This is a genomic window from Rhodanobacter sp. IGA1.0 (assembly GCF_040208325.1).
GTDB lineage: Bacteria > Pseudomonadota > Gammaproteobacteria > Xanthomonadales > Rhodanobacteraceae > Rhodanobacter > Rhodanobacter spathiphylli.
In genome coordinates, this window is record NZ_CP157948.1 from 1,504,839 (window position 1) to 1,530,665 (window position 25,827).

The 25,827-nt window shown below is 66.6% G+C and carries 31 protein-coding genes; 19 read left to right on the forward strand and 12 right to left on the reverse strand.

The annotated features are described in order from the left end of the window. Window positions 1–84: 84 nt before the first annotated feature. The 12 genes from ABNK63_RS06735 (at window position 85) to hisIE (ending at window position 9,375) form a co-directional block, all read left to right on the forward strand. The gene (locus tag ABNK63_RS06735) at window positions 85–519 is read left to right on the forward strand and encodes a MerC domain-containing protein (protein ID WP_007805029.1); all 435 of its coding nucleotides are present in this window, start codon (window positions 85–87) and stop codon (window positions 517–519) included. A 46-nt stretch (window positions 520–565) separates the two neighbouring features. Further along, a complete protein-coding gene (locus ABNK63_RS06740; RefSeq protein ID WP_007805031.1) occupies window positions 566–1,567 on the forward strand; it encodes a cation diffusion facilitator family transporter in 1,002 nt (333 codons plus the stop codon). A gap of 66 nt (window positions 1,568–1,633) precedes the next feature. Next, window positions 1,634–1,795, forward strand: coding sequence for a 30S ribosomal protein THX (locus ABNK63_RS06745; RefSeq protein WP_007805033.1), 162 nt, complete (start codon window positions 1,634–1,636; stop codon window positions 1,793–1,795). 187 nt (window positions 1,796–1,982) lie between these two features. Then, complete coding sequence (locus ABNK63_RS06750; RefSeq protein WP_040672678.1) at window positions 1,983–2,318, forward strand: YerC/YecD family TrpR-related protein; 336 nt, start codon at window positions 1,983–1,985, stop codon at window positions 2,316–2,318. Next, complete coding sequence (gene hisG / locus ABNK63_RS06755; protein WP_007805037.1) at window positions 2,315–3,208, forward strand: ATP phosphoribosyltransferase; 894 nt, start codon at window positions 2,315–2,317, stop codon at window positions 3,206–3,208. The genes ABNK63_RS06750 and hisG overlap by 4 nt, the downstream gene beginning before the upstream one ends. Next, window positions 3,205–4,503, forward strand: coding sequence for a histidinol dehydrogenase (hisD, locus tag ABNK63_RS06760; protein WP_350017020.1), 1,299 nt, complete (start codon window positions 3,205–3,207; stop codon window positions 4,501–4,503). The genes hisG and hisD overlap by 4 nt, the downstream gene beginning before the upstream one ends. Next, window positions 4,500–5,588 carry a histidinol-phosphate transaminase gene (gene hisC / locus ABNK63_RS06765; RefSeq protein WP_007805040.1) on the forward strand — a complete coding sequence of 363 codons (1,089 nt, stop codon included), beginning with the start codon at window positions 4,500–4,502 and terminating at the stop codon, window positions 5,586–5,588. The genes hisD and hisC overlap by 4 nt, the downstream gene beginning before the upstream one ends. Continuing rightward, window positions 5,585–6,652, forward strand: a complete 1,068-nt coding sequence (gene hisB / locus ABNK63_RS06770; protein ID WP_350017021.1) for a bifunctional histidinol-phosphatase/imidazoleglycerol-phosphate dehydratase HisB — start codon at window positions 5,585–5,587, stop codon at window positions 6,650–6,652. The genes hisC and hisB overlap by 4 nt, the downstream gene beginning before the upstream one ends. Continuing rightward, entirely contained in the window at window positions 6,652–7,242 is a 591-nt protein-coding gene (gene hisH / locus ABNK63_RS06775; protein WP_007805044.1) for an imidazole glycerol phosphate synthase subunit HisH, read from the forward strand. Before hisB ends, hisH begins: the two co-directional genes overlap by 1 nt. Beyond that, window positions 7,239–7,967, forward strand: a complete 729-nt coding sequence (gene hisA / locus ABNK63_RS06780) for a 1-(5-phosphoribosyl)-5-[(5-phosphoribosylamino)methylideneamino]imidazole-4-carboxamide isomerase (protein WP_007805046.1) — start codon at window positions 7,239–7,241, stop codon at window positions 7,965–7,967. The genes hisH and hisA overlap by 4 nt, the downstream gene beginning before the upstream one ends. Continuing rightward, a complete protein-coding gene (gene hisF, locus ABNK63_RS06785; RefSeq protein ID WP_007805048.1) occupies window positions 7,961–8,731 on the forward strand; it encodes an imidazole glycerol phosphate synthase subunit HisF in 771 nt (256 codons plus the stop codon). Before hisA ends, hisF begins: the two co-directional genes overlap by 7 nt. Window positions 8,732–8,748: 17 nt before the next feature. Further along, window positions 8,749–9,375 (forward strand): bifunctional phosphoribosyl-AMP cyclohydrolase/phosphoribosyl-ATP diphosphatase HisIE, encoded by a 627-nt coding sequence (gene hisIE, locus ABNK63_RS06790; RefSeq protein ID WP_007805050.1) that lies wholly within the window; start codon window positions 8,749–8,751, stop codon window positions 9,373–9,375. Window positions 9,376–9,405: 30 nt separating this feature from the next. Here the strand turns inward: hisIE and ABNK63_RS06795 are convergent, their stop codons facing one another. After that, the gene (locus ABNK63_RS06795; RefSeq protein WP_350017022.1) at window positions 9,406–10,395 is read right to left on the reverse strand and encodes a LysR family transcriptional regulator; all 990 of its coding nucleotides are present in this window, start codon (window positions 10,393–10,395) and stop codon (window positions 9,406–9,408) included. Between ABNK63_RS06795 and ABNK63_RS06800 the strand changes: the two genes are divergently transcribed. Further along, on the forward strand, window positions 10,388–11,389 hold the full coding sequence (locus tag ABNK63_RS06800; protein ID WP_007805054.1) for a zinc-dependent alcohol dehydrogenase family protein: 1,002 nt from the start codon (window positions 10,388–10,390) through the stop codon (window positions 11,387–11,389). The two genes, ABNK63_RS06795 and ABNK63_RS06800, sit on opposite strands and share 8 nt — an antisense overlap. Window positions 11,390–11,667: 278 nt before the next feature. Here ABNK63_RS06800 and ABNK63_RS06805 read toward each other — a convergent pair whose 3' ends face one another. Further along, window positions 11,668–12,432 (reverse strand): SDR family oxidoreductase, encoded by a 765-nt coding sequence (locus ABNK63_RS06805; protein WP_007805056.1) that lies wholly within the window; start codon window positions 12,430–12,432, stop codon window positions 11,668–11,670. A 143-nt stretch (window positions 12,433–12,575) separates the two neighbouring features. Between ABNK63_RS06805 and ABNK63_RS06810 the strand changes: the two genes are divergently transcribed. Then, complete coding sequence (locus tag ABNK63_RS06810; RefSeq protein WP_338000495.1) at window positions 12,576–13,463, forward strand: LysR family transcriptional regulator; 888 nt, start codon at window positions 12,576–12,578, stop codon at window positions 13,461–13,463. A gap of 12 nt (window positions 13,464–13,475) precedes the next feature. Here ABNK63_RS06810 and ABNK63_RS06815 read toward each other — a convergent pair whose 3' ends face one another. Further along, the gene (locus ABNK63_RS06815; RefSeq protein ID WP_083845908.1) at window positions 13,476–14,297 is read right to left on the reverse strand and encodes a DUF4232 domain-containing protein; all 822 of its coding nucleotides are present in this window, start codon (window positions 14,295–14,297) and stop codon (window positions 13,476–13,478) included. 168 nt (window positions 14,298–14,465) lie between these two features. Here ABNK63_RS06815 and ABNK63_RS06820 point away from each other — a divergent pair, with 168 nt between their 5' ends. Further along, entirely contained in the window at window positions 14,466–15,170 is a 705-nt protein-coding gene (locus ABNK63_RS06820) for a DUF4386 domain-containing protein (RefSeq protein WP_007805061.1), read from the forward strand. Beyond that, a complete protein-coding gene (locus ABNK63_RS06825; protein ID WP_007805063.1) occupies window positions 15,167–15,574 on the forward strand; it encodes a DUF6326 family protein in 408 nt (135 codons plus the stop codon). Before ABNK63_RS06820 ends, ABNK63_RS06825 begins: the two co-directional genes overlap by 4 nt. An 18-nt stretch (window positions 15,575–15,592) precedes the next feature. Here the strand turns inward: ABNK63_RS06825 and ABNK63_RS06830 are convergent, their stop codons facing one another. Next, the gene (locus ABNK63_RS06830) at window positions 15,593–16,057 is read right to left on the reverse strand and encodes an Lrp/AsnC family transcriptional regulator (protein WP_007805065.1); all 465 of its coding nucleotides are present in this window, start codon (window positions 16,055–16,057) and stop codon (window positions 15,593–15,595) included. A 67-nt stretch (window positions 16,058–16,124) separates the two neighbouring features. Between ABNK63_RS06830 and ABNK63_RS06835 the strand changes: the two genes are divergently transcribed. Beyond that, entirely contained in the window at window positions 16,125–16,766 is a 642-nt protein-coding gene (locus tag ABNK63_RS06835; protein WP_350017023.1) for a LysE family translocator, read from the forward strand. 44 nt (window positions 16,767–16,810) lie between these two features. Here ABNK63_RS06835 and ABNK63_RS06840 read toward each other — a convergent pair whose 3' ends face one another. From ABNK63_RS06840 to ABNK63_RS06855, 4 genes are read right to left on the reverse strand one after another with little or no spacing between them, the layout of a single operon-like run. Continuing rightward, entirely contained in the window at window positions 16,811–17,815 is a 1,005-nt protein-coding gene (locus ABNK63_RS06840; protein ID WP_007805068.1) for a C13 family peptidase, read from the reverse strand. A gap of 18 nt (window positions 17,816–17,833) precedes the next feature. After that, window positions 17,834–18,520, reverse strand: a complete 687-nt coding sequence (gene mtnC, locus ABNK63_RS06845) for an acireductone synthase (RefSeq protein ID WP_007805070.1) — start codon at window positions 18,518–18,520, stop codon at window positions 17,834–17,836. A 53-nt stretch (window positions 18,521–18,573) separates the two neighbouring features. Then, on the reverse strand, window positions 18,574–19,125 hold the full coding sequence (locus ABNK63_RS06850) for an acireductone dioxygenase (protein WP_007805072.1): 552 nt from the start codon (window positions 19,123–19,125) through the stop codon (window positions 18,574–18,576). Further along, window positions 19,122–19,772, reverse strand: a complete 651-nt coding sequence (locus ABNK63_RS06855) for a methylthioribulose 1-phosphate dehydratase (RefSeq protein ID WP_007805074.1) — start codon at window positions 19,770–19,772, stop codon at window positions 19,122–19,124. Before ABNK63_RS06855 ends, ABNK63_RS06850 begins: the two co-directional genes overlap by 4 nt. A gap of 164 nt (window positions 19,773–19,936) precedes the next feature. On the opposite strand from ABNK63_RS06855, the gene ABNK63_RS06860 reads away from it, so the two are divergent. Then, complete coding sequence (locus ABNK63_RS06860) at window positions 19,937–20,269, forward strand: high-potential iron-sulfur protein (RefSeq protein WP_007805075.1); 333 nt, start codon at window positions 19,937–19,939, stop codon at window positions 20,267–20,269. Window positions 20,270–20,678: 409 nt separating this feature from the next. On the opposite strand, the gene ABNK63_RS06865 is transcribed toward ABNK63_RS06860, so the two are convergent. Both ABNK63_RS06865 and ABNK63_RS06870 read right to left on the reverse strand, forming a co-directional pair. Beyond that, entirely contained in the window at window positions 20,679–22,139 is a 1,461-nt protein-coding gene (locus tag ABNK63_RS06865; RefSeq protein WP_007805077.1) for an amino acid permease, read from the reverse strand. Window positions 22,140–22,228: 89 nt separating this feature from the next. Then, a complete protein-coding gene (locus ABNK63_RS06870; RefSeq protein ID WP_007805079.1) occupies window positions 22,229–23,758 on the reverse strand; it encodes an amino acid permease in 1,530 nt (509 codons plus the stop codon). Between the two features lie 176 nt (window positions 23,759–23,934). Between ABNK63_RS06870 and ABNK63_RS06875 the strand changes: the two genes are divergently transcribed. Next, a complete protein-coding gene (locus tag ABNK63_RS06875; protein WP_007805081.1) occupies window positions 23,935–24,480 on the forward strand; it encodes an NUDIX hydrolase in 546 nt (181 codons plus the stop codon). A 6-nt stretch (window positions 24,481–24,486) separates the two neighbouring features. On the opposite strand, the gene ABNK63_RS06880 is transcribed toward ABNK63_RS06875, so the two are convergent. Further along, window positions 24,487–25,008: a 3-hydroxyanthranilate 3,4-dioxygenase gene (locus ABNK63_RS06880; RefSeq protein ID WP_007805084.1), complete on the reverse strand. Its 522-nt coding sequence runs from the start codon at window positions 25,006–25,008 to the stop codon at window positions 24,487–24,489. A gap of 109 nt (window positions 25,009–25,117) precedes the next feature. Then, the gene (locus ABNK63_RS06885; protein ID WP_343123501.1) at window positions 25,118–25,636 is read right to left on the reverse strand and encodes a fasciclin domain-containing protein; all 519 of its coding nucleotides are present in this window, start codon (window positions 25,634–25,636) and stop codon (window positions 25,118–25,120) included. Window positions 25,637–25,827: the final 191 nt, after the last annotated feature.

The window sequence follows — 25,827 nt, forward strand, 5'->3', positions numbered from 1 at the left end:
CGGGGCTGGCGAAGCGAAGTGTTATAAAGTAACATGTGGTCACCGGACATGGAGTCGCCCCGTCGGGCGGCGCCGGGTCAATCGATGAATCCCGAGCAGTCGAACAAATCCCGCTGGTGGCACCTGGCCGATCGCGTTGGCGCGATGGCCTCGTTCCTGTGCGCGATCCACTGCGCCTTGCTGCCGTTCGTGCTGGCCCTGCTGCCGCTGATCGGCCTGGAATTCCTGGCCGACCACCGCTTCGAGCGCATCTTCGTGCTGTGCGCCTGCGTGCTGGCATCGCTGGTGCTGGTGCGCGGTTTTCGTCGGCACCGGCGCAGCCTGCCGCTGCGCCTGGCGGTGCCGGGACTGTCGCTGCTGCTGCTCGGCATCGCCTTCATCGACCTGGGTTCGCCGATCCTGCACAGCGTGCTGGTGACTTGCGGCGGCATGCTGCTGGCGGCGGCGCACTTCGCCAACCTGCGGCTGGACAGCCTCGGCGACAGCGTTCACGAGCACGGTCCGCAGTGCGCGCATTGATCACGGGTGATTGTGTAACGGCGAAGCCCGTTCCTAGCATGCGGGGATGAACATGCCGCACCACGACCATTCTCACGACCATTCCCACGGCCGTCGCCATGATCACGCGCATCAGGCGAAGCATGCCGGGGGCGGCGCCCACGACCACGACCACGGCGCCGCAGGCGCCGGAAACAGTCGCAAACTCCTGCTGGCGCTGGTGTTGACCGGCATCATGATGATCGTCGAGGTGATCGGGGGGCTGTGGTCCGGCTCGCTGGCCCTGCTGGCCGATGCAGCGCACATGATGGTCGACACGCTGGCCCTGTTGCTGGCCGTGGTTGGTGCGTGGATGGCCACCCGACCCGCCGATGCCAGGCGCAGCTACGGTTATGGCCGGATGGAAGTGCTGGCCGGTTTCGTCAACGCACTGAGCCAGTTCGTGCTGGTGGCGTGGATCGCATGGGAGGCGGTGATGCGCCTGCGCCATCCGGGCCAGATCCTTTCCGGCGTGATGCTGGTGGTCGCCGTCGCCGGTCTGCTGGTCAATGCGCTGGTGCTGCGCACCCTGCACGGACATGCGCATGACGACGTCAATCTCGCCGGCGCCAGCCTGCACGTGCTTGGCGACCTGCTGGGTTCGCTGGCGGCGGTGCTGGCGGCGCTGGCGATCCGCTGGTTGGACTGGTTGTGGGCCGATCCGCTGCTGTCGCTGCTGGTCTCGCTGCTGATCCTGAACAGTGCGTGGCGCTTGCTGCGGAAGTCCGCGCACATCCTGCTGGAAGGCGTGCCCGACGGCCTGGACACGACCGAGATGGAGCGCTCGCTGCGCACGGCGGCGCCGGGCATCCGCGACATCCACCACCTGCACGTGTGGCAGCTCGCCTCGGGGTCGCGCATGGCGACCGTGCATGCCGAGCTGGACGAGCAGGCGGACGGCGCCCTGGTGCTGCAGTCGATCAAGCGCCTGTTGCTGGAGCGTTTCGAGATCCGCCACGTGACCGTGCAGATCGATCCCGGGGCATGTGCCGACCCGTCCGCGGACTGTGCCGGACATGGCCATCGCTGACTATCCCGCCGTACCGGGACACTGCTATGATGGCAGGCCGTTCATCCAATAAATCAAGGAGTTCCCATGGGTAAGGGCGATCGCAAGACCCGTCGCGGCAAGACCTACCGCGGCAGCTACGGCAATACCCGTGCACACGGCGCGCTGCCGGCCGTGGTTGGTGCCAAGCCGACCGTGACCAAGCCGGCCGCGGCCAAGAAGGCGGCGCCGAAGAAGAAGTCGGCCTGAGCCAGCTTCGCCCGGCATTGCTGCAAGAAAACCCCCGCCTCGGCGGGGGTTTTTGCTTTTGGAGATCCGGGAATCGGGAAGAGACCGGCTGCTGGCTGAACCGTCAGGGCAGGGGTTCGACGGGGGTTTGCCGCGTGGTCGTCTGCCATGTATGATGCGATCCATTGTGTTAACGCGTTAGTACATTATGAAGCGACGATCGCTCGATCCCGAATCCCCGCCCGGCTCCGCCGAGCAGAGTCTCTGCGAGGCCTTGCTGTCCCTGCGCAACAGCGAGGAGATGGGCGCCTTTCTCAGCGACCTTTGTACGCCCGCCGAACTTGAAGTGCTGGTCGATCGCTGGCGGGTGGTGCCATACCTGCTCGAAGGCGTGCCGTACCGCGAGATCCACGAGCGCACTGCGGTCAGCATCACCACCATTGGGCGGGTCGCGCGCTACCTCAACCAGGGCAGCGGTGGCTATCTGGCCGCGGCAGCCCGGGCGGCCAGGAAGCAGGCCCATCTGGCAAGGAGAAAGGCATGAAGCCGCGTGACCGCCTGCGCATCGCGATGCAGAAATCCGGCCGACTGACCGAGCCGGCGCTGGACCTGCTGACCCGTTGCGGACTGACTTTCCGGCAAAGCCGCGACAAGCTGTTCTGCTTCGGCGAAGGCGAGCCGGTCGATCTGCTGCTGGTGCGCGACGACGACATTCCCGGGCTGATCGCCCAGGGCGTGTGCGATCTCGGCATCGTCGGGCGCAACGTGCTGGGCGAGTTCCAGCTCACCGCCGGGCGTGACGGCGAGCCGCTGGACGAGTTGCGGCCACTCGGTTTCGGCCGCTGCCGCCTGTCGATCGCGGTGCCCCAGGACATGGCGTACGAAGCGCCGAAGGATCTGGCCGGCACCCGCATCGCCACCTCGTATCCCGGCCTGCTCGGCGAGTGGCTGCGCAGCCGCGGCATCGATGCGGGCGTGGTGACCCTGGCCGGTTCGGTCGAGATTGCGCCGAAGCTGGGCACCGCCGACGCGATCTGCGACCTGGTCCAGAGCGGCGGCACCCTGGTGGCGAACCAGTTGCGCGAAACCGACGTGCTGCTGGAAAGCGAAGCGGTGCTGGCCGGTCCGCTGACCCTGCCGGTGGACGAACGCGGCGACATGCTGGAGCTGCTGCTGAAGCGGCTGGATGGCGTGATCCAGGTGCGTGAATCGCGGTTGCTGCTGCTGCAGACCTCGCGCCACACGCTGGACGCGGTGACCCGGCTGTTGCCCGGCGGACCGCAGCCGACCCTGCTGCCGGTGGCCGGCCAGCCGGACCAGCTGATGCTGCAGGCGCTGTGCGCCGGCGAGGTCAGCTGGCGGCAACTGGAAGAGATCAAGAAGGCCGGCGCGCGCGAGATGTTCGTGCTGCCGGTGGAGAAGATGCTTGCATGAAAAGCCTGGCCTGGAACCGAATGGACGAAGCCTCCCGCCGCGAGGCACTGGCGCGCCCGGCGCAGGCGCGTGCCGACGAACTGCGTGGCGGTGTCGAACGGATCATCGCCATCGTGCGCGAAGGTGGCGACACCGCGTTGCGTGGACTCAGTGCGAAGTACGACCGCTGCGCGCTGGAGGCGATCGAAGTCGACGAGTCCGAGTTCGCCGCGGCCGAAGCGGCGCTGGATTCGGTACTGAAGGCCGCGATTCGCGAAGCGGCCGCGCGCATCGATTTGTTCCACCGTGCGGCCGCACCGCAGCCGGTCGCGGTGGACACTGCCATCGGCGTGAGGGTGGAGCGGATATTGCGGCCGATCAGCCGCGTCGGCCTCTACGTGCCGGCCGGCAGTGCGCCGTTGCCGTCGACGGCGCTGATGCTGGGTGTGCCGGCGCGGATCGCCGGTTGCCACGACGTGGTGCTGTGCTCGCCAGCGCGCGCCGATGGCCGGTGCGACGAGGCCGTCTTGTATGCCGCGCGCCTCACCGGCGTGCACAAGGTGTTCAAGCTCGGCGGTGCGCAGGCGATTGCCGCGATGGCCTATGGCACGGCCAGCGTGCCGAAGTGCGACAAGCTGTTTGGCCCCGGCAACGCCTGGGTCACCGAGGCGAAGCTGCAGGTGTCGTCCGACCCGGATGGCGCCGCGATCGACATGCCGGCCGGGCCGTCCGAAGTGCTGGTGATCGCCGATGCCGATGCGAACCCCGTGTTCGTCGCCGCCGATCTGCTGTCGCAGGCCGAGCACGGGCCGGATTCCCAGGTGATCCTGCTCAGTCCGTCGGCCGATCTGCTGGCCAGGGTGGCGGCGGAAGTCGAGCGGCAGTGCGCTGCCTTGCCGCGCGCCGACGTGGCGCGGCAGGCCTTGGCGCAGAGCCGGCTGATCCTGGTCGAATCGCTGGCGCAGGCGGTCGAGGTGAGCAACCGCTACGCACCCGAACACCTGATCCTCCAGGTTGCCGAGCCGCGCGCGCTGCTCGATCGCATCGACAGCGCCGGCTCGATCTTCCTCGGCCAGTGGACCCCGGAATCCGTCGGCGACTACTGCAGCGGCAGCAACCACGTGCTGCCCACGTACGGTCACGCGCGCAGCTACAGCGGCGTGTCGGTGGCCAGTTTCCAGAAGCAGATCAGCGTGCAGGAAGTCTCTGCCGACGGCCTGCGCCAGATCGGCCCGTGCACCGCGACGCTGGCGGCGGCCGAGCAACTGGAGGCGCACCGCCGCGCCGTGACCCTGCGACTGGAGGCCCTGGCATGAGCGTGCTCGAGCTGGCCCGGCCGGAGATCCGCGCGATGCAGCCGTATTCCTCGGCGCGCATGGAGGCCAGTGGCGGCCAGGTTTTCCTCAACGCGAATGAATCGGCCTGGCCGCCGCCGGGCGACGATGGCCTGGGCTGCAATCGTTACCCGGAACCGCAACCGGCGGCCCTGGTGGCAACCCTGGCCGCGCTGTACGGCGTGCGCCACGAGCAACTGCTGGTCGGCCGCGGCAGTGACGAGGCCATCGATCTGCTGATTCGCGCGTTCTGTCGAGCGGGCGAGGACGCGGTGCTGATCCAGCCACCGACCTTCGGCATGTACGGCGTCTGCGCCCGTATCCAGAACGCGGCAGTGGTCGAAGTGCCGCTGGCGGATGACTTCACGCTGGACGTGGATGCGGTGCTCGCCGCGGTCACGCCCGCGGTGAAGCTGATTTTCGTCTGCACGCCGAACAATCCCAGCGGCCAGTGCGTGCCACGCGAAGATGTCGAGCGTCTGCTGCAGCAGCTCGACGGGCGCGCCCTGCTGGTGGTGGACGAGGCGTACATCGAGTTTGCCTTCGAGCGCAGCGTGGCCGATCTCATCGATCGCTACGAAGGCCTCGCCGTGCTGCGCACGCTGTCCAAGGCCTGGGCGCTGGCCGGCGCCCGCATCGGCTGCCTGCTGGCCAATCCCGCGGTTATCTCGCTGCTGCGGCGGATCATGCCGCCCTATCCCGTGCCGCTGCCGTGCGTGGCCGTTGCGATGGCTGCGCTTTCGGAAGCGGGGCAGGCGCAGGCGCGCGAACACCTGGCGGTGCTGCGCAACGAGCACGAACGGGTGCGCGGCGCGTTGGCTGCGCTGGCCTGCGTCCGCGCCGTGCTGCCCTCGCAGGCGAATTTCCTCGCCGTGCGCTTCGCCGATGCCGGCGCGACCTACCAGCGCCTGCTGGCCGCCGGTGTGGTGGTGCGCGACGTGCGGCGCTATCCGAAGCTGGGTGACGCCCTGCGCATCACCATCGGCGCGCCGGCCGAGAATGACCGGATGCTCGCCGTTCTGGAGGGGGCTGCGCAGGATCGGGGTTTCTCCGGAGGATCGGCATGAAGCAGACAAAACTTCTCTTCGTCGACCGCGACGGCTGCCTGATCGAGGAACCGGCCGACGAGCAGGTCGACAGCTACGCGAAGCTGGCCTTGCTGCCGGGCGTGATCGCCGCGCTGCAGCGCTTCATGGCGGCCGGCTATGAACTGGTGATGGTCACCAATCAGGATGGCCTGGGCACGGACAGCTTCCCGGAGGCCGACTTCAGCGGGCCGCACGAATTGCTGCTGAACATCCTCGCCTCGCAAGGCATCCGCTTCCGCGAGGTGCTGATCGACCGCAGTTTCCCGCATGAAGGCCTGGACACGCGCAAGCCCGGCATCGGCCTGGCGCGCCATTACCTGGCCGATGACGGCTGGAGCCGGGCCGCCTCGGCGATGGTCGGCGATCGCGAGACCGACCTGCAGTTCGCCGCCAACCTCGGCGTGCGCGGCTGTCGCGTCGGTCCGCACGGGGTGAGCTGGGAGGCGCTCGCCCACGAACTGCTCGACGCGCCGCGTACCGCCACGGTGGTGCGCAACACGAAGGAAACCCGCATCACCGTCAGCGTGGATCTCGATCGCGTGGCCGAACCGAAGGCACATACCGGCCTGGGCTTCTTCGACCACATGCTGGAGCAGATCGGCAAGCACGGCGGCTTCGCGCTGGAGCTGGCCTGCGCTGGCGACACCCACATCGATGAACACCACACCATCGAGGACTGTGCACTGGCGCTGGGCCAGGCGCTGAAGCAGGCGCTGGGCGACAAGCGCGGCATCGGCCGTTACGGCTTCACCTTGCCGATGGACGAGGCGCAAGCCAGCGCGGCGCTCGATTTGTCCGGCCGTCCCTGCTTCGTGTTCGAAGGCAGCTTTCCCCGCGAGCGCGTGGGCGAGGTGCCGACCGAACTGGTGCCGCATTTCTTCCGCTCGCTGTGCGAAACGCTGGGTGCAAACCTGCACCTGAGCGTACGCGGCGACAACGCGCATCACATGGTCGAGGCCTGCTTCAAGGTGGTGGCGCGCAGCTTGCGCCAGGCGTTGCGCCGCGAAGGCAGCGAGCTGCCCAGCACCAAGGGTGCGCTGTAATGAGCGTGGTGCTGGTCGACGCGGGCGGTACCAATATCGGTTCGGTGCGCTATGCGCTGCAGCGGCTCGGCGTGGATGCGGCGCTGACTTCCGACGCAACGACGATCCGCCGTGCCGACAAGGTGATCCTGCCCGGGGTCGGCGCGGCCGGCCCCGGCATGGCGCGGTTGCGCGAGCTGGGCCTGGTCGAGGTTTTGCGCGGGTTGACCCAGCCGGTGCTCGGCGTGTGCCTGGGCATGCAGTTGCTGTGCGCGCATTCGGAGGAGGGCGACACGGCATGCCTCGGCGTGATTCCCGCGCCGGTGCGCCGCTTCGTCGATGCCCCCGGCCTGCGCGTGCCGCACATGGGCTGGAACACGTTATCGATCCGGCAGAAACATCCGTTGCTGGCCGGGCTCGATGACGGCGAGCAGGCCTACTTCGTGCACAGCTACGCGGTGCCGACGGGGGACTACACCCTCGCCAGCAGCGGACACGCCGATGAGTTTTCGGCCATCGTGGCCCGTGGGAATTTCCACGGCATGCAGTTCCACCCCGAGCGCTCCGCCGCTGTCGGCGCGAGGCTCCTGCGGAATTTCCTCAGCCTATGAGCTTCCACATCATTCCCGCCATCGACCTGCGCGAAGGACGCGTGGTGCGCCTGCGCCAGGGCGACTACGCCCAGCAGACCACATATGCGCTCGATCCGCGGGAGCTGGCGCTGCGTTACCTGCATGCCGGCGCGCACTGGCTGCATGTCGTCGATCTCGACGGTGCGCGTTCGGGCAACCTGGACAACCTGGCCGTGATCAAGGCGATTGCCGATCACGGCATCGATGTTCAGGCCGGTGGTGGCGTGCGTGACGAGGCCGACTTGCGGCGATTGTTCGACGTGGGGGTTCGGCGCGTGGTGCTGGGCAGCGTGGCCATTCGCGATCGGGAACGCGTCGCTGGCTGGCTCGAGGCATTCGGCAGCGAACGCATCGTCCTGGCGCTGGACACCCGCCGTGTCGGCAATGACTGGCTGCTGCCAAGCGCCGGCTGGACCGAGGTCGAGGCAGCCACACTGGACGAGTTGGCGCCCTGGTACGCCGAACATGGCGCACGCCATCTGTTGTGCACCGACATCGAGCGCGACGGCATGCTCGCCGGTTTCAATCTCGAGTTGTATCGGCACCTCACCGATCGCGTTCCCGAGCTTGATCTGCAAGCGTCGGGCGGCGTGCGCTCGCTGGCCGACATTCGCGCCGCGCGCGAAGCCGGCGCGAAGGCGGTGATCCTTGGACGCGCGCTGCTCGAAGCACGCTTCTCGCTGGAAGACGCACTCACATGCTGAGCCGCCGCATCATTCCCTGTCTCGACGTGCGCGACGGCCAGGTGGTCAAGGGCGTCCGTTTTCGCGATCACGTGGTGATGGGCGAGATCGTCGATCTCGCGCTGCGTTATCGCGACGAGGGCGCCGACGAACTGGTGTTCTACGACATCACCGCCAGTCCCGAGGGACGCGGAGTGGATCGTGGCTGGGTCGAGAAGGTCGCACGCGTGATCGACATTCCGTTCTGCGTCGCCGGCGGCATCCGCTCGGTCGACGAGGCCCGCGCCGTGCTGCACGCCGGCGCCGACAAGATCTCGGTGAACTCGCCCGCGCTGGAACGCCCCGCGCTGATCGACGAACTGGCTGCCGCGTTCGGCGTGCAGTGCGTGGTGGTCGGCATCGACTCGCTGCGCGACGCCGACGGCGAATGGCGCGTGCGCCAGTACACCGGTGACCCCACGAAAACCCGGGCACTGGCACGCCGCACGCTGGACTGGATGGTCGAGGCGCAGCGGCGGGGCGCCGGCGAGATCGTGCTGAACTGCATGGGCAGCGACGGCGTGCGCGCGGGCTATGACCTCGAACAACTTTCCGCCGCCCGGGTGATCTGCCAGGTGCCGCTGATCGCTTCCGGCGGCGCCGGCGCGCCGGAACATTTCCGCGATGCCTTCGTCGACGCCGACGTCGACGGCGCGCTGGCCGCCAGCGTGTTCCACTCCGGTGCCATCGCCATCCCCGCACTCAAGCATTACCTGCACGAATGTGGCGTAGCGGTGCGCCGGTGAGCCACGAGGAAGCAACGATGAGCGACAACACCGATACCAGCCGCCTCGACTGGGCCAAGGGCGATGGCCTGCTGCCGGCGATCGTGCAGCATTGGCTCAGCGGCGAAGTGCTGATGCTGGGCTACATGACGGCCGCGGCGCTGGCCGAAACGCAGCGCAGCGGCCACGTCACTTTTTACAGCCGCAGCAAGCAGCGGCTGTGGACCAAGGGCGAAAGCTCGGGTCACGTGCTCGTGCTGAAATCGCTCCGCATCGACTGCGACGCCGACACCTTGCTGATCCGGGCCGACCCGCGCGGCCCCACCTGCCACACCGGCACCTCCAGCTGCTTCGGCGACGGCGCCGACATGCGCCCGCCGCTGGGCTTTCTCGCCGAACTCGATGCGCTGGTGGCGCAGCGGCACGCCGAACGCCCCGAGGGCAGCTACACCACCAGGCTGTTCGACGGCGGCATTCGCCGCATCGCGCAGAAGGTGGGCGAGGAGGGCGTCGAGACGGCGCTGGCGGCGGTGGCGCAGGGAGATGACGAGTTGCTTGGCGAAGCGGCGGACCTGCTGTTCCATCTCACCGTGGCGTTGCGGGCACGCGGACTGTCGCTTGGGGATGCGGTGAACGTGCTGGCTGACCGGCATCGTGACGGGTAGGGATGCGGGCGCATCGTCGTGTTGCCGATCTCAATCGGCCAGCCGCGCCACCACCAGATCCAGCAACGCCCTCAGCCGCGCCAGTCGTCGCATGTCGCGGTGATAGCCAATCCAGGTCTCGCGCGCCGGCGGGTCTTCGCCCAGGTCGATGCGCCGCAAGCCGGCGAGCGCGTCGCCAAGCGGGAGCGGCAGGACCGCGACGCCGGCACCCTGCATGCACATTCTTGCCTGCACGGCGCGCGCGTTGCTGCGAAACGCCACGCGGGCATTCGGGAGCACGCGCTGCAACCACGCGACGTCGGGCATGTTGCCGAAGGCGCTGTCCATGGTGATCAGCAAGGCACCTTCGCCATCGCCGGCGCGGGGCGGGGGATAGTCGGCGGCCGTATAGGCGCCGTACGGCATGTGCAGCAGCTTGCGCGACACGATGTCGGGTTCGTCGAACGGCCTGATGCGAAACGCCAGGTCGGCTTCGCGGCGTGACAGGCTGAGGAAGCGCGTGTCGGTCAGCAGTTCGACGGTGACGCGCGGATAGGCCCGAGCGAATTCCGCGATGACCGGTGTCAGCAGGTGTTCGGCGAACCAGTCCGAGGCGGTAATCCGCAGCAGGCCGTCAAGTTGCCGTTCCTGGCCGGCCAGCTGACGCTGGAACGCGAGTGCTTCGTCCTCGATGCGTTCGGCGTGGTTGAGTACCGCCGCCCCCTCGTCGGTGAGCACGAAACCTTCCGAGGTGCGCTGGAACAGCTTGTGTCCCACGGCGTTTTCCAGCGCCTGCAACCGGCGGCCCATGGTGGGCTGGGTTTGTCCCAGCTTGCGCGCGGCGGCACCGAGCGTGCCCTCGCGTGCGATGGCCAGGAAGACACGCAGATCGCTCCATTCCATCGCGGCACCTCGTTGGGAAGCCCGGTTGGGACTCATGCAATTATGCATGGAGGACGTGCAGAATCTTGGATTTTCAGACGCAATTGGCGGGCGTAACTTGGCGATCACTTCCTCCCACGCCGAGTACGCCATGACCATCGCTTCCTCCATGCAAGCCGCCGTTCTTGAAAACCACGGTGCTCCGTTCCGCCTGACCAGCATCGCCCGGCCCGTGCCGCAGGCGGGCCAGGTGCTGGTGCGCATCATGGCCAGTGGCGTCAATCCGCTGGACCTGAAGATCCGCAGCGGTGCCGCCGAACACGCCCGTCATCCGCTGCCGGCGATCCTGGGCATCGACATGGCCGGCGTCGTCGTCGCGCTGGGTGCGGGCGTCACCGGCTTTCGGGTGGGTGACGAGGTCTATGGCATGACTGGCGGTGTCGGTGGCGTGCAGGGTTCGCTGGCCGAATATGCGGCCGTGGATGCCAGCCTGCTGGCGCTCAAGCCCGCGCACTTCAGCATGCGCGAGACGGCCTCGCTGCCGCTGGTCTTCATCACCGCGTGGGAAGGCCTGGTGGACCGCGCTCACGTAGGCGCTGGCCAGAACGTGCTGGTGCAAGGCGGCGCGGGCGGCGTGGGCAGCATGGCGATCCAGATTGCCCGTGCTTTCGGCGCGACCGTTTTCGCCACGGACACCGCGGCGCGCGGCAGCATCAGCCAGCAACTGGGCGCGACACCGATCGACCACGAGCAGATGCCGGTCGAAGAACAGATAGCCGTCCATACGGCCGGTCGCGGTTTCGACGTGGTGTATGACACCGCCGGCGGCGCGAGCCTGGATGCGTCGTTCAGGGCCGTGGCGCGTTTCGGCCACGTGGTCAGCTCGCTGGGTTGGGGTACGCACGCGCTGGCGCCCCTCTCGTTCAGGGCCGCCACCTATTCCGGCGTGTTCACCTTGCTGCCCCTGCTGACCGGCGAAGGCAAGCCGCATCACGGCGAGATCCTGCGCGAAGCCACGCGACTGGCCGAGGCAGGGATGATCAGGCCGCTGCTGGACGCGCGCCAGTTCGAGCTGGCCACGGTCGGCGAAGCCCATGCCTTGATCGAGCAGCGACAGGCGCGCGGCAAGGTGGTGGTCAGCATCCGGGGATGAAGCATCGCGACGGATGGCCATGCCGGAACGCCTGGCCACCCGTCGCCTCAAAGCCCGTGAAGAAAACCACTTCCTGTGGTTTTCTTCCATCGCACGTCCGGTACATGCCCGGACGTGCTCACGTGAATCAGTCACTTACGTGACCGATTTCCGTCCGGCCATCCGTGGCCGGGCTTCGAGGTTGAAAAACTCACAACCTCTCAGTGCTTGTCAGTTGTTTCGACGAGATCGTGAAGCGCAGATGTCATCGATGCGGGACGGGGGCATCCCCGCGATCGTCAGAGAAACATGCCGCCCGAAGCCTCCACGCGCTGCGCGTTGATCCAGCCGCTGCCCGGCGCGAGCAGCGCCGCCACGGCGCCGCCGATGTCGTCGGGCAAGCCGGCGCGGCCCAGCGCCGTGTTGCCGGCGATCAAGGCGTTGAGTGCCGCGTTGTCGCGTACCGCACCGCCACCGAAATCGGTTTCGATCGCGCCGGGAGCCAGCGTATTGACCCGGATGCCGTGCACACCCAGTTCCTTGGCCAGGTAACGGGTGAGCACCTCCACCCCGCCTTTCATGCTGGCGTAGGCCGCATAGCCGGGCAGCGCGAAGCGGGTCAGGCCGGAGGAGACGTTGATGATGCGGCCGCCATCGGCGATCAACGGCAGCAAGGCCTGGGTCAGGAAGAACGGGCCTTTCAGATGGACGGCCATCATCGTGTCGAACTGCTCCGGCGTGGTGTCGGCGATGGGTGCGACCAGGCCCATGCCGGCGTTGTTGAGCAGGAAGTCGAAGTGCTCGCGTTGCCAGTGGTCGGCGAGGAGCTTGCGTACCGCGCCGGCGAACCCGGGAAATCCGCTTGCGTCAGACACATCCAGCTGCAGGCAGGCGGCGCGGCGGCCGAGCGCCTCGATCTCGGCCACGACCGAGCGGGCGTCGTCGAAGCCGCTGCGGAAGGTAATGATCACGTCCGTGCCCTGGCGGGCCAGGGCGATGGCGGCGTTGCGACCGAGGCCTCGGCTGCCGCCGGTGATCAGGGCGATGGGGGTCGGGAAAGTCATGGCAGATCCTTGGTGTTGGCCGGAACGGTCCGGCGTGATTGGTTGGGTGCCAGACTATTGGTGGTCACGATTGCCATAAATGTTCAGGTTATGATTTGAATGTTCATTTATGGATAACAATGCACATGCACGACATCGAGGCCATGAAAATCTTCGTCCGCGTGGCCGAGCGCGGCAGCTTCACCCAGGCCGCGGCCGACCTGGGTTTGCCCAAGGCCAGCGCATCGAATGCCGTGCAGCGGCTGGAGGCGCTGCTGGGAACACGCCTGCTGCATCGAACCACGCGCCGGGTCGAGCCGAGTCAGGACGGCCTGGCCTTCCTGGAGCGCTGCCGCGACACGCTGGATGCGTTCGATGAACTGCAGTCGATGTTCCGCGACGACGAACGGCAGCTGCGTGGGCGGCTGCGCGTGGACATGCCGACCACCGCGGCTCGCGCCTTCGTGCTGCCACATCTGCCGGAGTTTCTGGCTGCGCATCCCGGCATCGAGCTGGAGCTGAGCTGCGCGGACCGACGCGTCGACCTGGTTCGCGAGGGTTTCGATTGCGTGCTGCGGGTCGGCGTTCTGGAGGATGTCGACAATCTGGTGGCGCGGCCGCTGGGCCGTTACGACATCGGCACGTTCGCCAGCCCTGCCTATCTGGCGGCGCGTGGCGAGCCGCGCACTCCGGCCGAACTGGACGGCCATCGCATGGTGCATTACGCGCAGAACTTCGGCGGCACGCCCGACGGCTTCGAATACGTCGATGCAGCGGGCGTGCACGTGCTCCCGCTCGCCGGCGCGCTTACCGTCAACAACACCGACAGCTACCAGGCCGCGTGCGTGGCTGGCCTGGGCCTGATCCAGGCTCCGGTGGCGGGCATGCGGCATCTGGTCGACGCCGGTCTGGTGAAGGAAATACTGCTGGATCATCGCGCCGAGCCGATGCCGGTGAGCCTGCTGTATGCCAGTCGCCGGCACTTGCCCCGGCGCGTGCGCGTGTTCATGGACTGGCTGGCCGAATGCGGCGAGTGGAACGCAGGAACCTGAGCCAGTGCGACGTCACGCCGTCGAGTGCGCCGAGCTGGCACGGCAATCCAGCCGGGCTGCCGACATCCGTGGAGACCCGAAACGCGGGCGGTAGCCGTTTCCTCCGCGCAGGGTCGCAGATGCGCCTTCGGTGTCGGAATAGACGGCTGGCACGGTGCGTCCGTCATCGCAGGTACAAGCCATCGGCTTGGGCGCAGTGGACACAGACGCCGCGGCGGGCGTGAACGGGCTCAACGCATAGGTGGATGGTTGGCCGCCGGCACCGCACAGGCGGCCGGTGAATGCGGTGGAAATCTGCTGCCGGCCGAGCACGAGCGTGAGCCGGGTCGGTGCTTCGCAATGGCCGTTGTCGTAGACGTCGCCCGACACCCAGTGCATGTCGCTGGTGACGACCGCGCCCGGCGCGAGCGTGATCGGGGAACGCGAGGCGGCATCCGTTCCGGTCGAAGCCTGCGCCACGATGTTCAGCGTCTGCCCGCGTGAATCCGCGAAGCTCGGCAGCGGGCGCGCAGGGATCGTGCAGGCGGCCGCGCCGGTGTTGCGCAGGACCAGCATCGTGCCCGAATGCGACATGCCGTTGAAACGCCCGCCGTCGGGATCGAGGGCGAAGGCGAGCTGCGACGGTGCGCAGGCGCTGATTCGCGCCCTGGTCGTGCCTGGCGGGGCCGCGTCGGCCCGGGTGGCGTCGGTCTGCGGCGACTGCGAAGTACAGGCCATCAGTGCCAGCGCCAGGGCGGCGGCCAGGGAGGTGCGCAGCAGCCTCCGGCCCGAGGCAGCACCCGGCAGATGAGGGCCTGCTCCGGAAGGCATCCTGCTGGCGGCTGGTCTTTTCATTGCCGGGTTCGCTGGAAGACGGTCGACGACGTTAGCACCCGGATCGCGAAGCTCTTGTCAGAGCCCGGCGATCACCGCGTTACTTCCGGCACTCAAGGGACGATCTCGCAGCATCGACACTGCCGGGAGGACGCCGCAGGGCGAGGTGATGGATCGCGGGGGTTTCACATGACGCACGAAAACCGGCTGGCCCGCTGCGCGGGGCTGGTCTATCTGGTGGTGGTCGTGACCGGCTTCTTCAGCCTGGGCTATGTGCCGGGCAGGCTTGCCGCGCCGGGCGATCCGCCAGCCATGCTGGCCAATGTCGTGGCGCACGAAGCCTTGTTCCGCGCGGGCATCGTCTCTTTCATGATCGAGCAGGTGGCCTTCCTGCTGCTGCCGTTGTTGCTGTTCCGCCTGCTTCATCGCGTCCACCAGCGCGTGGCTGTCGCGATGGTGGCGCTGGCGGTCACGGCCGTGCCGGTGGCGCTGATCGGGGTGATGCATCGACTCGATGCACTGTGGCTGCTGACCGACAGCCACGGCTTGCCGGTGGCGACGGCGACGGCGCTGGCATCGCTTGCGCTGAAGTCGTATGGCCATGCCATTTTCGTGGCCAGCCTGTTCTGGGGACTGTGGCTGTTGCCGTTCGGCTATCTCGTGTTCACCAGCAGGATGCTGCCGCGCGTGGCTGGCTTGCTGCTGATGCTGGGCGGCATCGGCTACCTGGTGGACGTGTTTGCCGACTTGTTGCTGCCGGGATATGCAGACATGGCGTTTTCCAACTACGTCCACCTGCCCGCAGCCCTGGGCGAGATCGGCACCTGCCTGTGGCTGCTGCTGATGGGCGTGCGGACAGGTGGCGGGCAAACTCATCCTGGGATTGCGACATGAGCCCCGCATCGCTGGTCGACATCAAGTTGCACGTGCGCTTCAAGCTGTCGGCGCTGTGGACGGCGTTGATGTTCTGCTACATCTACGGTGACTATTTCGGTCTCTACGTGCCGGGCAAGTTGCAGGGCATGCTGGACGGGGATGGACCGGTCGGCCCGGTGAGCGAGGCGACCCTGGTCGGTACCGCCTTGCTGCTGGCCGTACCGGGGCTGATGGTGTTCCTGTCGCTGCTGCTGCCGCCCCGGCTGTGCCGCTGGCTGAACATCGGACTGGGTGTGTTCTATGCCGCGGTCATGCTGCTGACCATGCCCGGCGCATGGTGGTTCTATGTCGCGCTGGGCGTGATCGAAGTGGCGTTGTCACTGCTGATCGTGGCTTATGCATGGCGTTGGCCCAGGGCTTGATCCCCCGCATCGAGGCGCTCACAGCGGCAGCGCATGGGACTGCTTCACGATCTGGCTGGGCAGGTCGGTCTTGATGTTCTGGATGCCGTTGGCGCGGGTGAGATGGGTGGTCTGGAAGCGGCGGTAGTCGTCCAGGTTCGCGACGACCACGCGCAGCATCGCGTCGCTTTCCCCCAGCATGATGTAGCACTCCACGACCTGGGGAAGCTGCTTCATCGCGTCGATGAAGTGCTCGATCGTGTCGGCATCCTGGGCGGTCAGCCAGACGCGGGTGAACATGGTCATGCCGATGCCGACCATCGCCGGGTTGAGCACGGCGACATAGCGCTCGATCACGCCGGCCTCTTCGAGCAAACGCACGCGGCGCAGGCATGGGGAGGGCGACAAGCCGACTTCCCGAGCCAGTTCGTTGTTCTGCAAGCGACCATTGCGCTGCAGGGCGCGCAGTATCCGTCTGTCGATGTTGTCGAGCTTGATGGGCATCGGTCTTTCTGCCGTCTTGGCATCATGTGCCAATAGATAACTTGATCATGGAATATTTGGCACCCGATTGCGAGCGCCGCGGCTTAGCATGCCTGCCATGAATCCGACTTCGATCCTGCTGTTTGCTGCCACCGTACTTCCGCTGATTTGTACGCCGGGCCCCGACATGCTGTTCATTGCCTCGCAGGCGATTTCCGGCGATGCGTCCGCCGGACGTCGTGCCACCGCCGGGGTCTGCGCCGGCTACGTGGTGCATTCGCTGCTGGTGGCGCTGGGCCTGGCGGCGATCATCGCGACATCGCCGCTGTTGTTCGAAGCGATGCGCTGGATCGGCGTGGCGTATCTGGTTTATCTGGCATCCAGGCTGATCCGGTCCGCGCTGTCGGCGGGCAACTTGGCCCTGCAGCCGGGGGTGGGCGGGGCGCCATTCAAGCGTGGTTTCCTGACGGCCGTGTTGAACCCCAAGGGCATGCTGATCTATTTCGCGATCCTGCCGCAGTTCATGCACGGCAACGGATCGACGACATCGCAGGCACTGATCCTGTCGGCCATTTTCATCGGCCTGTGTGGTGTCGTTTACCTGGTGCTGAGCAGCGTGATCGCTTCGACCGGGGCGACCGGCAACTTCAGCGACCGACGCCGTCGCTGGATCGAAGGCGTGTCGGGCGGTTTCCTGCTGCTGGCGGCGGGCAGGATCGCCGCGGGCTGAGGCTTGGCCAGGCTGCATCTGCCGAAGCCAGTCGGCGTGGCGGGTTACTGCACCCTGGCGGCTGTCGCGGCCGGCGCCCGCGGCTCGAACGGTACCGTCGGCCCGGGCTTGAGGCCCTTGCGCCATCGCCCCAGCTGGTCGCGGATGCCGCTGCCGATATCGATCTGCGGCTCGGACGGGGTGAGCCTGTCCTGTCTTTCCCACGCGGCGATGTCGTTGCGGGCCCGGGTGAATGCATCGGCGAAGTTGTCGCTGTGGTTCAGCGCATCGACCAGCCAGGCCTTGCCGAAATAGGTGATGTCCGCATCGCTGCCGCAGCCGAACGAGCTGCGATCGCTGCGGGCGGCGGTGAGCACCATAGTGCCGGGGCCGCGCAGTGGCGGCAGGAAGCCACCGGAATAGCAGGCGTTGATCACCACGACCTTCCACTTGAACGGATGCAGGGCGAGGATGCCGGCGAGGTCGCTGGCGCCGATCGGATCCAGCGGCAACGGGTCCATGTCGACCAGCAACTGGTGATCCTCGCTGCCGTGGCTGGTCACGTAGAGCAGCAGGATGTCGTCGGGCTGCATCGCCTTGCCCAGTCCGTCGAGCGCCGTTTCCAGATTGCTCCAGCTGGCCAGCGGACGGGTGGACAGGGTGGCCGGGTTGTTCTCCAGCACCAGGCTGTGCGTGCCGGGCCCGAAGCGACGGGTGAACAGCCGGGCGGCGTATTCGGCTTCGTTGCGGAACACGTCCTCGCCGCCATCGCCGGCGAAGGTCAGCAGGTACAGGTTTGGCCTGCCGGGCGCGCGCGGGCCGAGTTCGGCCAGCGCCTGGCGCATCATACGTGGCTGCGCGTAGAGGACCTGTTCCGGGGTCGGCGCCTGGTCGGGCCAGCGCTCGACATCGGCAACCGTCGTGTCCGGGTCAGCCAGGTCCTGCGGCAGGATGGCCGACGCGGCGACTGCGGGCGAGGCCTGCGGCGGGACGGCGGAGCGGCCCGACCACCATGCATTCAGCAGCACGCCGGCGGCGAGTGCGAGCAGGACGGTCAGGGCGTTGCGCATGACGGCGTGCGTGATCTGTCAGAAGCTGATCGCGTCGAAATCGCGATGGACCGGGTGGCGCGGCGTGGCCGGCAGCGCCTGCGGTTCGCGCACCAGCCATGCGGTCTGGAAACCTGCCTCGCGGGCGGCGTCGAGTTCCTCGACGATGTCGGACAGGAACAGCAGGTGTTGCGGCTGTTCGCCGACCGCCTCGGCGATGCGCCGGTACGACCCGGCTTCGCGCTTCGCTCCGGTTTCGGTATCGAAGTAGCCGGCGAACAGCGGGCCCAGGTCACCTGCCTCGCTGTACCTGAAGAACAGCTGTTGCGCGGGCACCGAGCCGGAGGAGTAGACGTACAGGCGCAGGCCGTCGGCGCGCCATTGGCGCAGTCGTGCCGCGACTTCCGGGTACAGGTGGGCGCGGTAGTCGCCGGCCTCGTAGCCATCCTTCCAGATCATGCCCTGCAGCGCCTTCAGCGCGGTGGACTTGCGGTCCTGGTCGATCCAGCCCAGCAGCAGTTCGATGATGTCCTGGCGACTGGCCTCGATCAGCCCCGCTTCGCGGGCCGCCTCATGCAGCCAGTGCTGCACTTCGGGCCGGTCGCCGTGGGTTTCGACGAAGGCCGGCAGGCGTTTGCGCGCGTACGGGAACAGCACGTCGCGGACGAAGTCGATCGAGCTGGTGGTGCCCTCGATGTCGGTGACGATGGCGCGGATTTCGGTCATGGATTCGGGTTTCGGGATACGCGGGAGCGGGGCGTCGTCCGGGTGCGAGCCGGTTACTGCTTCGCCTGCATGCGGGGAAAGCCGGCGGCGATGTCGTCGCCGGTGAAGTTCGCCACCCAGCCTTCCTTGTTGGTGAACAGCCGGATCGCCACGAAGTACGGCGACTCGCTCATGTCGAACCAGTGGCGGGTGCCGTCGGGCACGCCGATCAGGTCACCCTGTTCGCACAGGATGTCGTAGACCTTGCCGTCGACGTGAAGGGTGAACTGGCCGGAGCCGGCGACGAAGAAACGCACCTCGTCCTCGCTGTGGGTGTGCTCGCTGAGGAATTTCTGGCGCAGCACGGCGCGGTCGGGGTGGTCGGGGGTGAGGCTGATCACGTCGACTGCCTGGTAGCCCTTCTCGCCCATCAGGCGGTCGATGTCGCTGCGGTAGGCGGCGATCACCTCGTCCTGGCTGGCGCCGGGCACGATCGGCTGGGTGGCGGCCCACTGCTCGAAGCGCACGCCGATCCCGCCGAGCTCGGCGGCGATGGCGGCGTGGTCGTCCAGCACGGCCAGCGGGGATTGCGGGCGGCTTTCGTCGAAGATGCGCAGTCGGCTCATGATGCCCTCAGTCGTTTCAGGTCCAGTTCGCAGGCCAGCAGGAACTCCAGCGCTTCCAGGTGGCGCCGGGTTTCGGCCATGTCGCGGCCCCAGGTGTAGATGCCGTGGCCGTCGATCAGGTAGGCATGCAGGGGCTTGCCCGCCTCCAGCCAGGCATCGACCCGGGCGACCAGTTCCGGCATGTGCTGGGTGTTGGGGAATACCGGGATTTCCAGCACGCTGTCGTGGCTGTGATAGCCGCTGATGGCCTTCTGCAGCTCCCAGCCCTGCAGGCGGATCACGCCCTCGCCGGCGTACAGGCGCGAGGCGACGCTCTGCGTGCGCGAATGCGTGTGCAGCACTGCCTGCATCGCGGGCCAGCGCCGGTAGATCTGGGTATGTAGCGCCGTTTCCGCGCTGGGACGCGCATCGGTGCCCACGGCGTTGCCCGCCAGGTCGATCAGCATGATGTCGTCGCGACCGAGCCGGCCCTTGTGCTTGCCCGACACCGTGATGGCAGCGTGTGCGTCATCGACGCGCATCGAGAAATTGCTGCTGGTCGCAGGCGTCCAGCCGAGATCCGACAGTTCGCGCGCGGCTTCGACGATGGCATCGGCGCGCTGTTCGAACAGGCTGGCAGGTATCGTGGCCGGAAGTGTCTGGGTCATGCGTTTTGGACGTCCAAATGGGGGTCGACTATACCACGCGGCCATCGCCGCCCTGGCTGTAATGAGAGCCATTCTCGCAAGTCAGGAAAGATTTGCCCGCGACGCGTAACATCGGCGCGAGTCCGGGGCAGGGTGCGCCGGATAGTTACGACGGAGGCTTGCCCATGTCGAAAGAACAAGATATCGAATCGCGTCGCCGATTCCTCAAGGTTGCCGCCGGGACCGCCGCTGCGGCCGTGGTCGTCGGTGGCCTGCCGCGCCTTGCGCGTGCAGCCGACCTGCCGCCGGTGACCGAAGCGGATCCAACCGCCAAGGCGCTTGGCTATGTCGAGGATGCCACCAAGTCGACGAACGCGAAGTACAAGGCCGGTGACGACTGCACCAACTGCCAGTTCTATACCGGTGGCGCGACCGGCCGTGGTCCGTGCCAGCTGTTCCCGGGCAAGTCGGTGAATGCCAAGGGCTGGTGCGTGTCGCACACGCCGAAGAAGGCCTGATCGCGCGCATCAGCGGTCGCGTCATCGCTCATGAAAAAAGCCGGCTCTCGCCGGCTTTTTTCATGAGCCCTCGCATGGGGCGAAAGCACGACGCAGATTCCGGACAAAAGTGCGGCTCGGACACGTCAGGCTGAGGAGCTACCCACCTGACAAGCCGAGCCGCGATCCGGGGCCCACTGCCAAGTGATCAACCCGCGGACTGGCGATGATACTCCCGACTTCGCCGAATGGGCGGTCAACCTCTCGATTTCTCTTGAAAAGTTATCGTTAAACTCATTTTAAACAATGAGTTACAGATCAACTTCTCAGAAAAATTGTGAACCAGGCCTCGCGCGAACCATTTTTCGCGAAACCGTCATTTCGACGACTTTGAGCACCTTTTGACGACATTCACCGCCAATCGACGATTTCAGCGTTCAGCGCCGGCTGCTGCTGCGGCCAGCCGCAAGGCGCTGTGCTGGCGGCTGTACAGGAAGTAGATGGCGAAGCCGAGCAGGGTCCAGATCCCCAGGATGGCCCAGTTGAACCAGTCCAGGCTGAACAGCAAGGCGAAGCAGCTGGCCACGCCGGCCAGGCAGGTGAACCAGACCCACGGCACGCGGAACGTGCGTGGCAGATCGGGCAAGGTGTGACGCAGGATCAGCACGCCCGCGCACACCGCGGAGAAGGCGATCAGCGTGCCCATCGAGGTGAGGTTGGCCAGCAGGTCCAGCGGGAACACCGCGGCGAGCAGGGCGATCATGGCGCCGGTGATCAGGGTGTTGATGTGCGGCGTGCGATAGCGCGGATGAACCTTGGCGAACACCTTCGGCAACATGCCGTCGCGGGCCATGATCATGAAGATGCGCGGCTGCGCGATGATCATCACCAGGATCACCGAGGACAGGCCGATCATTGCGCCGATCTCCACCACCAGGCGCAGCCAGCCCAGTTGCGGGATGGCCGCCACTGCGGTGACCACCGGCTCGGAGGTATCGAGCAGGGAATACGGCACCAGTCCGGTCAGCACCGCGGCCATGGCCAGGTACAGCACGGTGCAGATCACCAGCGAGACCAGGATGCCGAAGGGCAGGTCACGTTGCGGATTCTTGCACTCCTGGGCCGCAGTCGAGGTTGCCTCGAAACCGATATAGGCGAAGAACACCATGGCTGCGCCGCGCATGATGCCGGACCAGCCGTACTTGCCGTCGCCCTGCGGTTCCGGAATGAACGGATGCCAGTTCTCCGGGTTCACGTAGCGGTAGCCGGCGACCACCACGATGACGATCAGGCCCACCTTGACCAGCACCATCAGCGCGTTGAGGCCCGACGACTCGCGAATGCCGATGTAGCACAGCCAGGTGAGCGCCATCACGATGGCGACCGCTGGCAGGTTGAACAGGTGGCCGGTGACCACCAGGCGCCCGTCGGTGAACGCCAGCGGCGCCTCGGTGAGCGCCACCGGCAGGTGCAGGCCCATGTGGTCGAGCAGGCTGGTGAAATAGCCGGTCCAGCTGGCCGCCACGGCCGAGGCGGAGATGCCGTACTCGGCCACCATGTTCCAGCCGATGAACCACGCAGCCAGCTCGCCAAGCGAAGCGTAGGCATACGAATAGGAGCTGCCGGAGATCGGGATCACCGTGGCGAATTCGGCGTAGCACAGCGCGCTGAAGCCGCTGCAGATCGCCGCGATGATGAAGGAGATCAGCACGGCCGGGCCGGCATGTTCCGCCGCCGCCGTGCCGGTGACCACGAAGATGCCGGTCCCGATCACGGCGCCGATGCCCAGCGCGGTGATGCCCCACGGCCCCAGGGTGCGGCGCAGTCCCGGGCCGTGACCGTGGTCGTCATTGCTGAAATCGGTCTTGCGGGCGAGCAACTGCTTGAGCATGGGATTCGTCTTCGAAGGCGGACATCAGGCTCCGTCGACGGAACCCCTCAAACGCGGCGGCCGGCGTGGTGGGCGCCGGCCGCCGGGTGTCACTGCGCGCTCTGGCGCAATTTGCTGTTGCGGTAGCCGTAGAAGGCGTAGACCAGGAAGCCGATGACGATCCAGCCCACCAGCAGCGGCCAGCGCACCTTGAAGGCCTGCCAGAACAGGAACAGGCAGGCGAAGGCGCCCAGCGGGCAGACCACCCACGGCAGCGGCACGCGGAAGGCGCGCGGCAGTTCCGGACGGGTACGACGCAGCACCAGCACGCCGATGCACACGGTGGCGAAGGCGAGCAGGGTGCCCATCGAGACCAGGTCGCCGAGCACGTCCACCGGGAACAGACCGGCCAGGAGACAGGCGATCACGCCCACCAGGATGGTGCCGATGTACGGGGTGCGGTGCTTCGAATGCAGCTTGCCCAGCGCCTGGGGCAACAGGCCATCGCGCGACATCGAATAGAAGATGCGCGGCTGGCCCATCAGCATCACCAGGATCACCGAGCTCAGGCCGGCGAGTGCAGCGAACACCACCAGCACCTTCAGCGAGCCCAGCAGGTAGCTGGAGGCGGAGCCGGGGGCGACATTGCCGAGCACGTAGTTGATCGCGGTGGCGACCGGCTCGGGCGTGTTGAGCATGCGGAACGGCGTGGTGCCGGTCATGACCGCAGCCATCGCGATGTACAGCACGGTGCAGATCAGCAGCGAGCCGAGGATGCCGATCGGCATGTCGCGCTGGGGATTCTTCGCTTCGCCGGCGGCCGTGGAAACCGCATCGAAGCCGATGTAGGCAAAGAACACCAGGGTGGCGCCGCGATAGATGCCGCTCCAGCCGAATTTCGAACCGCCCTCGTTCGCCGGGATGAAGGGATGCCACAGGTCGGCATTGATGTAGTTGAACATCACGATCAGGAACAGCACGATCACGGTGACCTTGATCGCGACGATGATCGCGTTGACCGTGGCCGACTGGGTGATGCCCATGTAGCACAGCCAGCTGATCGCGCCGACGATGAGGATCGCCGGAAGATTGATCAGCGCGCCGGTGAACACCAGCTTGTGACCGCCTTCGGCGAAGGTCAGCGGAGCCGACGAGAGCGCTGCGGGCAGGGTGAAGTTCACGCCCGTCATCGAGCTGAGCATTCGCAGCATCTCGCCGAAATAACCCGACCAGGCGACCGCCACGGTCGATGCGGCGAACAGGTATTCGAGCACCAGCGCCCAGCCGATGAACCAGGCCACCACTTCGCCCAGGGTCGCGTAGGAGTAGGAATAGGCGCTGCCGGATACCGGCAGCATCGCGGCGAATTCCGCGTAGCACATGCCGGCCAGGCCGCAGGCAAACGCTGCGATCAGAAAGCTGAAAATGAGTGCGGGGCCGGCGAACTGGGCCGCCGCCGTGCCGGTGATGGCGAAGATGCCGGCGCCGATCACCGCACCGATGCCGAGCATCACCAGATGCCGAGCCGTCAGCACGCGCTTGAGAGTGACTTCGCCCTCGGCGCCGCCTTCGACGGGTTCGCCAGCGTCCACATGAGGCATTGCCTCGATCGTGTGAGTGGCAAATAGACCTTTTATCATCAACTTCCCCTCAGGTGATTTGCCCGCGTCCGCTCTGCGGCGGATGGATGAAACGGCTGGGCAATGGCGGGCCAACATAGCCCATGCGGCAAAGGTTGTACAAGCTTCACTCATGTTGCGGCGAAACATGCCGCGACCGGTTTTCAGGCAGTCGTTCGACTCATCGCGGGACATCCATGCAGCAGCCGATCATCATCATGTTCGAAGCTTTCCAGCGCTACCGTGACCAATGGCAGGGGGAGTCCGCGGTCGTCGCGCAGTTCGAAAGTTTTCTGCATGCGCAGGCGGATGGATTCGAGCGCAGCAACGCCGTGGGCCACTTCACCGGCTCGGCCTGGCTGGTCAGCGGCGATGGCAGGCGCGTGCTGCTGATGCATCACCGCAAGCTCGACCGCTGGCTGCAGCCGGGTGGTCATGCCGATGGCGACACGGATCTTGCCCGGGTCGCCCTGCGCGAGGCGGAAGAGGAAACCGGCCTGACCGGTCTTCGCGTCGAAGGCGACATCTTCGACCTTGATCGACACCGCATCCCCGCCCGTGCGAACGAGCCGGAACACTGGCATTACGACGTGCGCTACGTGGTGCGCGCGGGAACCGACGAATCGTTTGTGGTCAATGCCGAATCGCATGCGCTGGCATGGCGGCCGGTGGGCGAGGTGGCCGCTGACGAGACACTCGATGCGTCGCTGCGACGGATGGCGCGCAAGTGGCTGGAGCGGTAGCCCGCCCTACGCGTATTTTTCCGGCGCCGGATGGACCTGGCCGCATTCGCTGCAGGTGCGCGCATCGATTGAGCGGTAGAAGCGTTCGAACACCGGCGGGAAATCACTCTCGATGCTGTCGAGGGTGAAGTACTCCTCGTACAGCTTGTGGTTGCACTGCTCGCAGAACCACATCAGGCCATCCTTCTCGCCGGTCATGCGGCGACGCTCGATCACCAGCCCGATCGAGCCGGCGGCGCGGTTCGGTGAATGCGGCACGCGCGGGGGCAGGTAGAAGATCTCTCCGGCGCGCAGGGGGATGTCGCGGGCCACGCCGTCGTCCTGAACTTTCAGCGTGATCTCGCCTTCAAGCTGATAGAAGAATTCGGGACCTTCGTCGTAGTGGTAGTCGGTGCGCGCATTCGGGCCGCCCACGATCATGATGATGAAGTCGCCGTCGACGATGCACTTGTTGCCCACCGGCGGTTTCAGCAGGTGGCGGTGTTCGTCGATCCAGCGCTGCAGGTCGAGGGGCGGCAACAGGGCCATGCGCAATGCTCGCGGGGAACCAGCTCGCACCATAGCGCCGCCATCGTCACAAAAGAAGCCGCCCGGGCGACCCGGGCGGCTTCTTTTTGTGGCGATCGCAACTTCGCTGTTACGGCATCAGCACCTTGTCGATCACGAAGATCTCGCCGTTGGACTGGGCGACGTCGGCGATCGTGATATTCGCGACATTGCCCTTGGCATCGGTGACGGTCCACTTGCCGTTCTTGCCGGCGACGGTGATCGAGTCGCCCTCGACCGTCTTCAGCATCGCCTTGCCGGCGTGGGCCTTGGCCAGCTTGGCCAGGTCGTGCGCGGTGTATTTGCCCGGCACCACGTGGTAGGTGAGGATATTGGTCAGCGTGGCCTTGTTTTCCGGCTTCAGCAGATTGTCCACGGTACCGGCGGGCAGGGCAGCGAACGCCTCGTTGGTGGGCGCGAACACGGTGAACGGACCCGTGCCTTCGAGCGTCTCGACCAGGCCGGCGGCCTTCACCGCGGCGACCAGGGTGGTGTGATCCTTCGAGTTCACCGCGTTCTCGATGATGTTCTTCGTGGGATACATGGCAGCGCCGCCAACCATCACGGTCTTCTGCATGCTCATCGACTCCATCTGGCCGGCCATCGCCATCGGCACCACGGCAGCGGTGGCCAGAGCCATGGAAAGGCCTATGGCCAGGGCACGCATGCGGGAAAGGGTCTTCATGAATGTTCTCCAGGTTTTCCGCTTCGCGGATTGGAAGCAACTGGAGATACGCAGCTTGCATCGGAACGGATGCACGGGAGCCGCCTGGCACCCAGTGCAGGGAAGTCAGGCCAGCG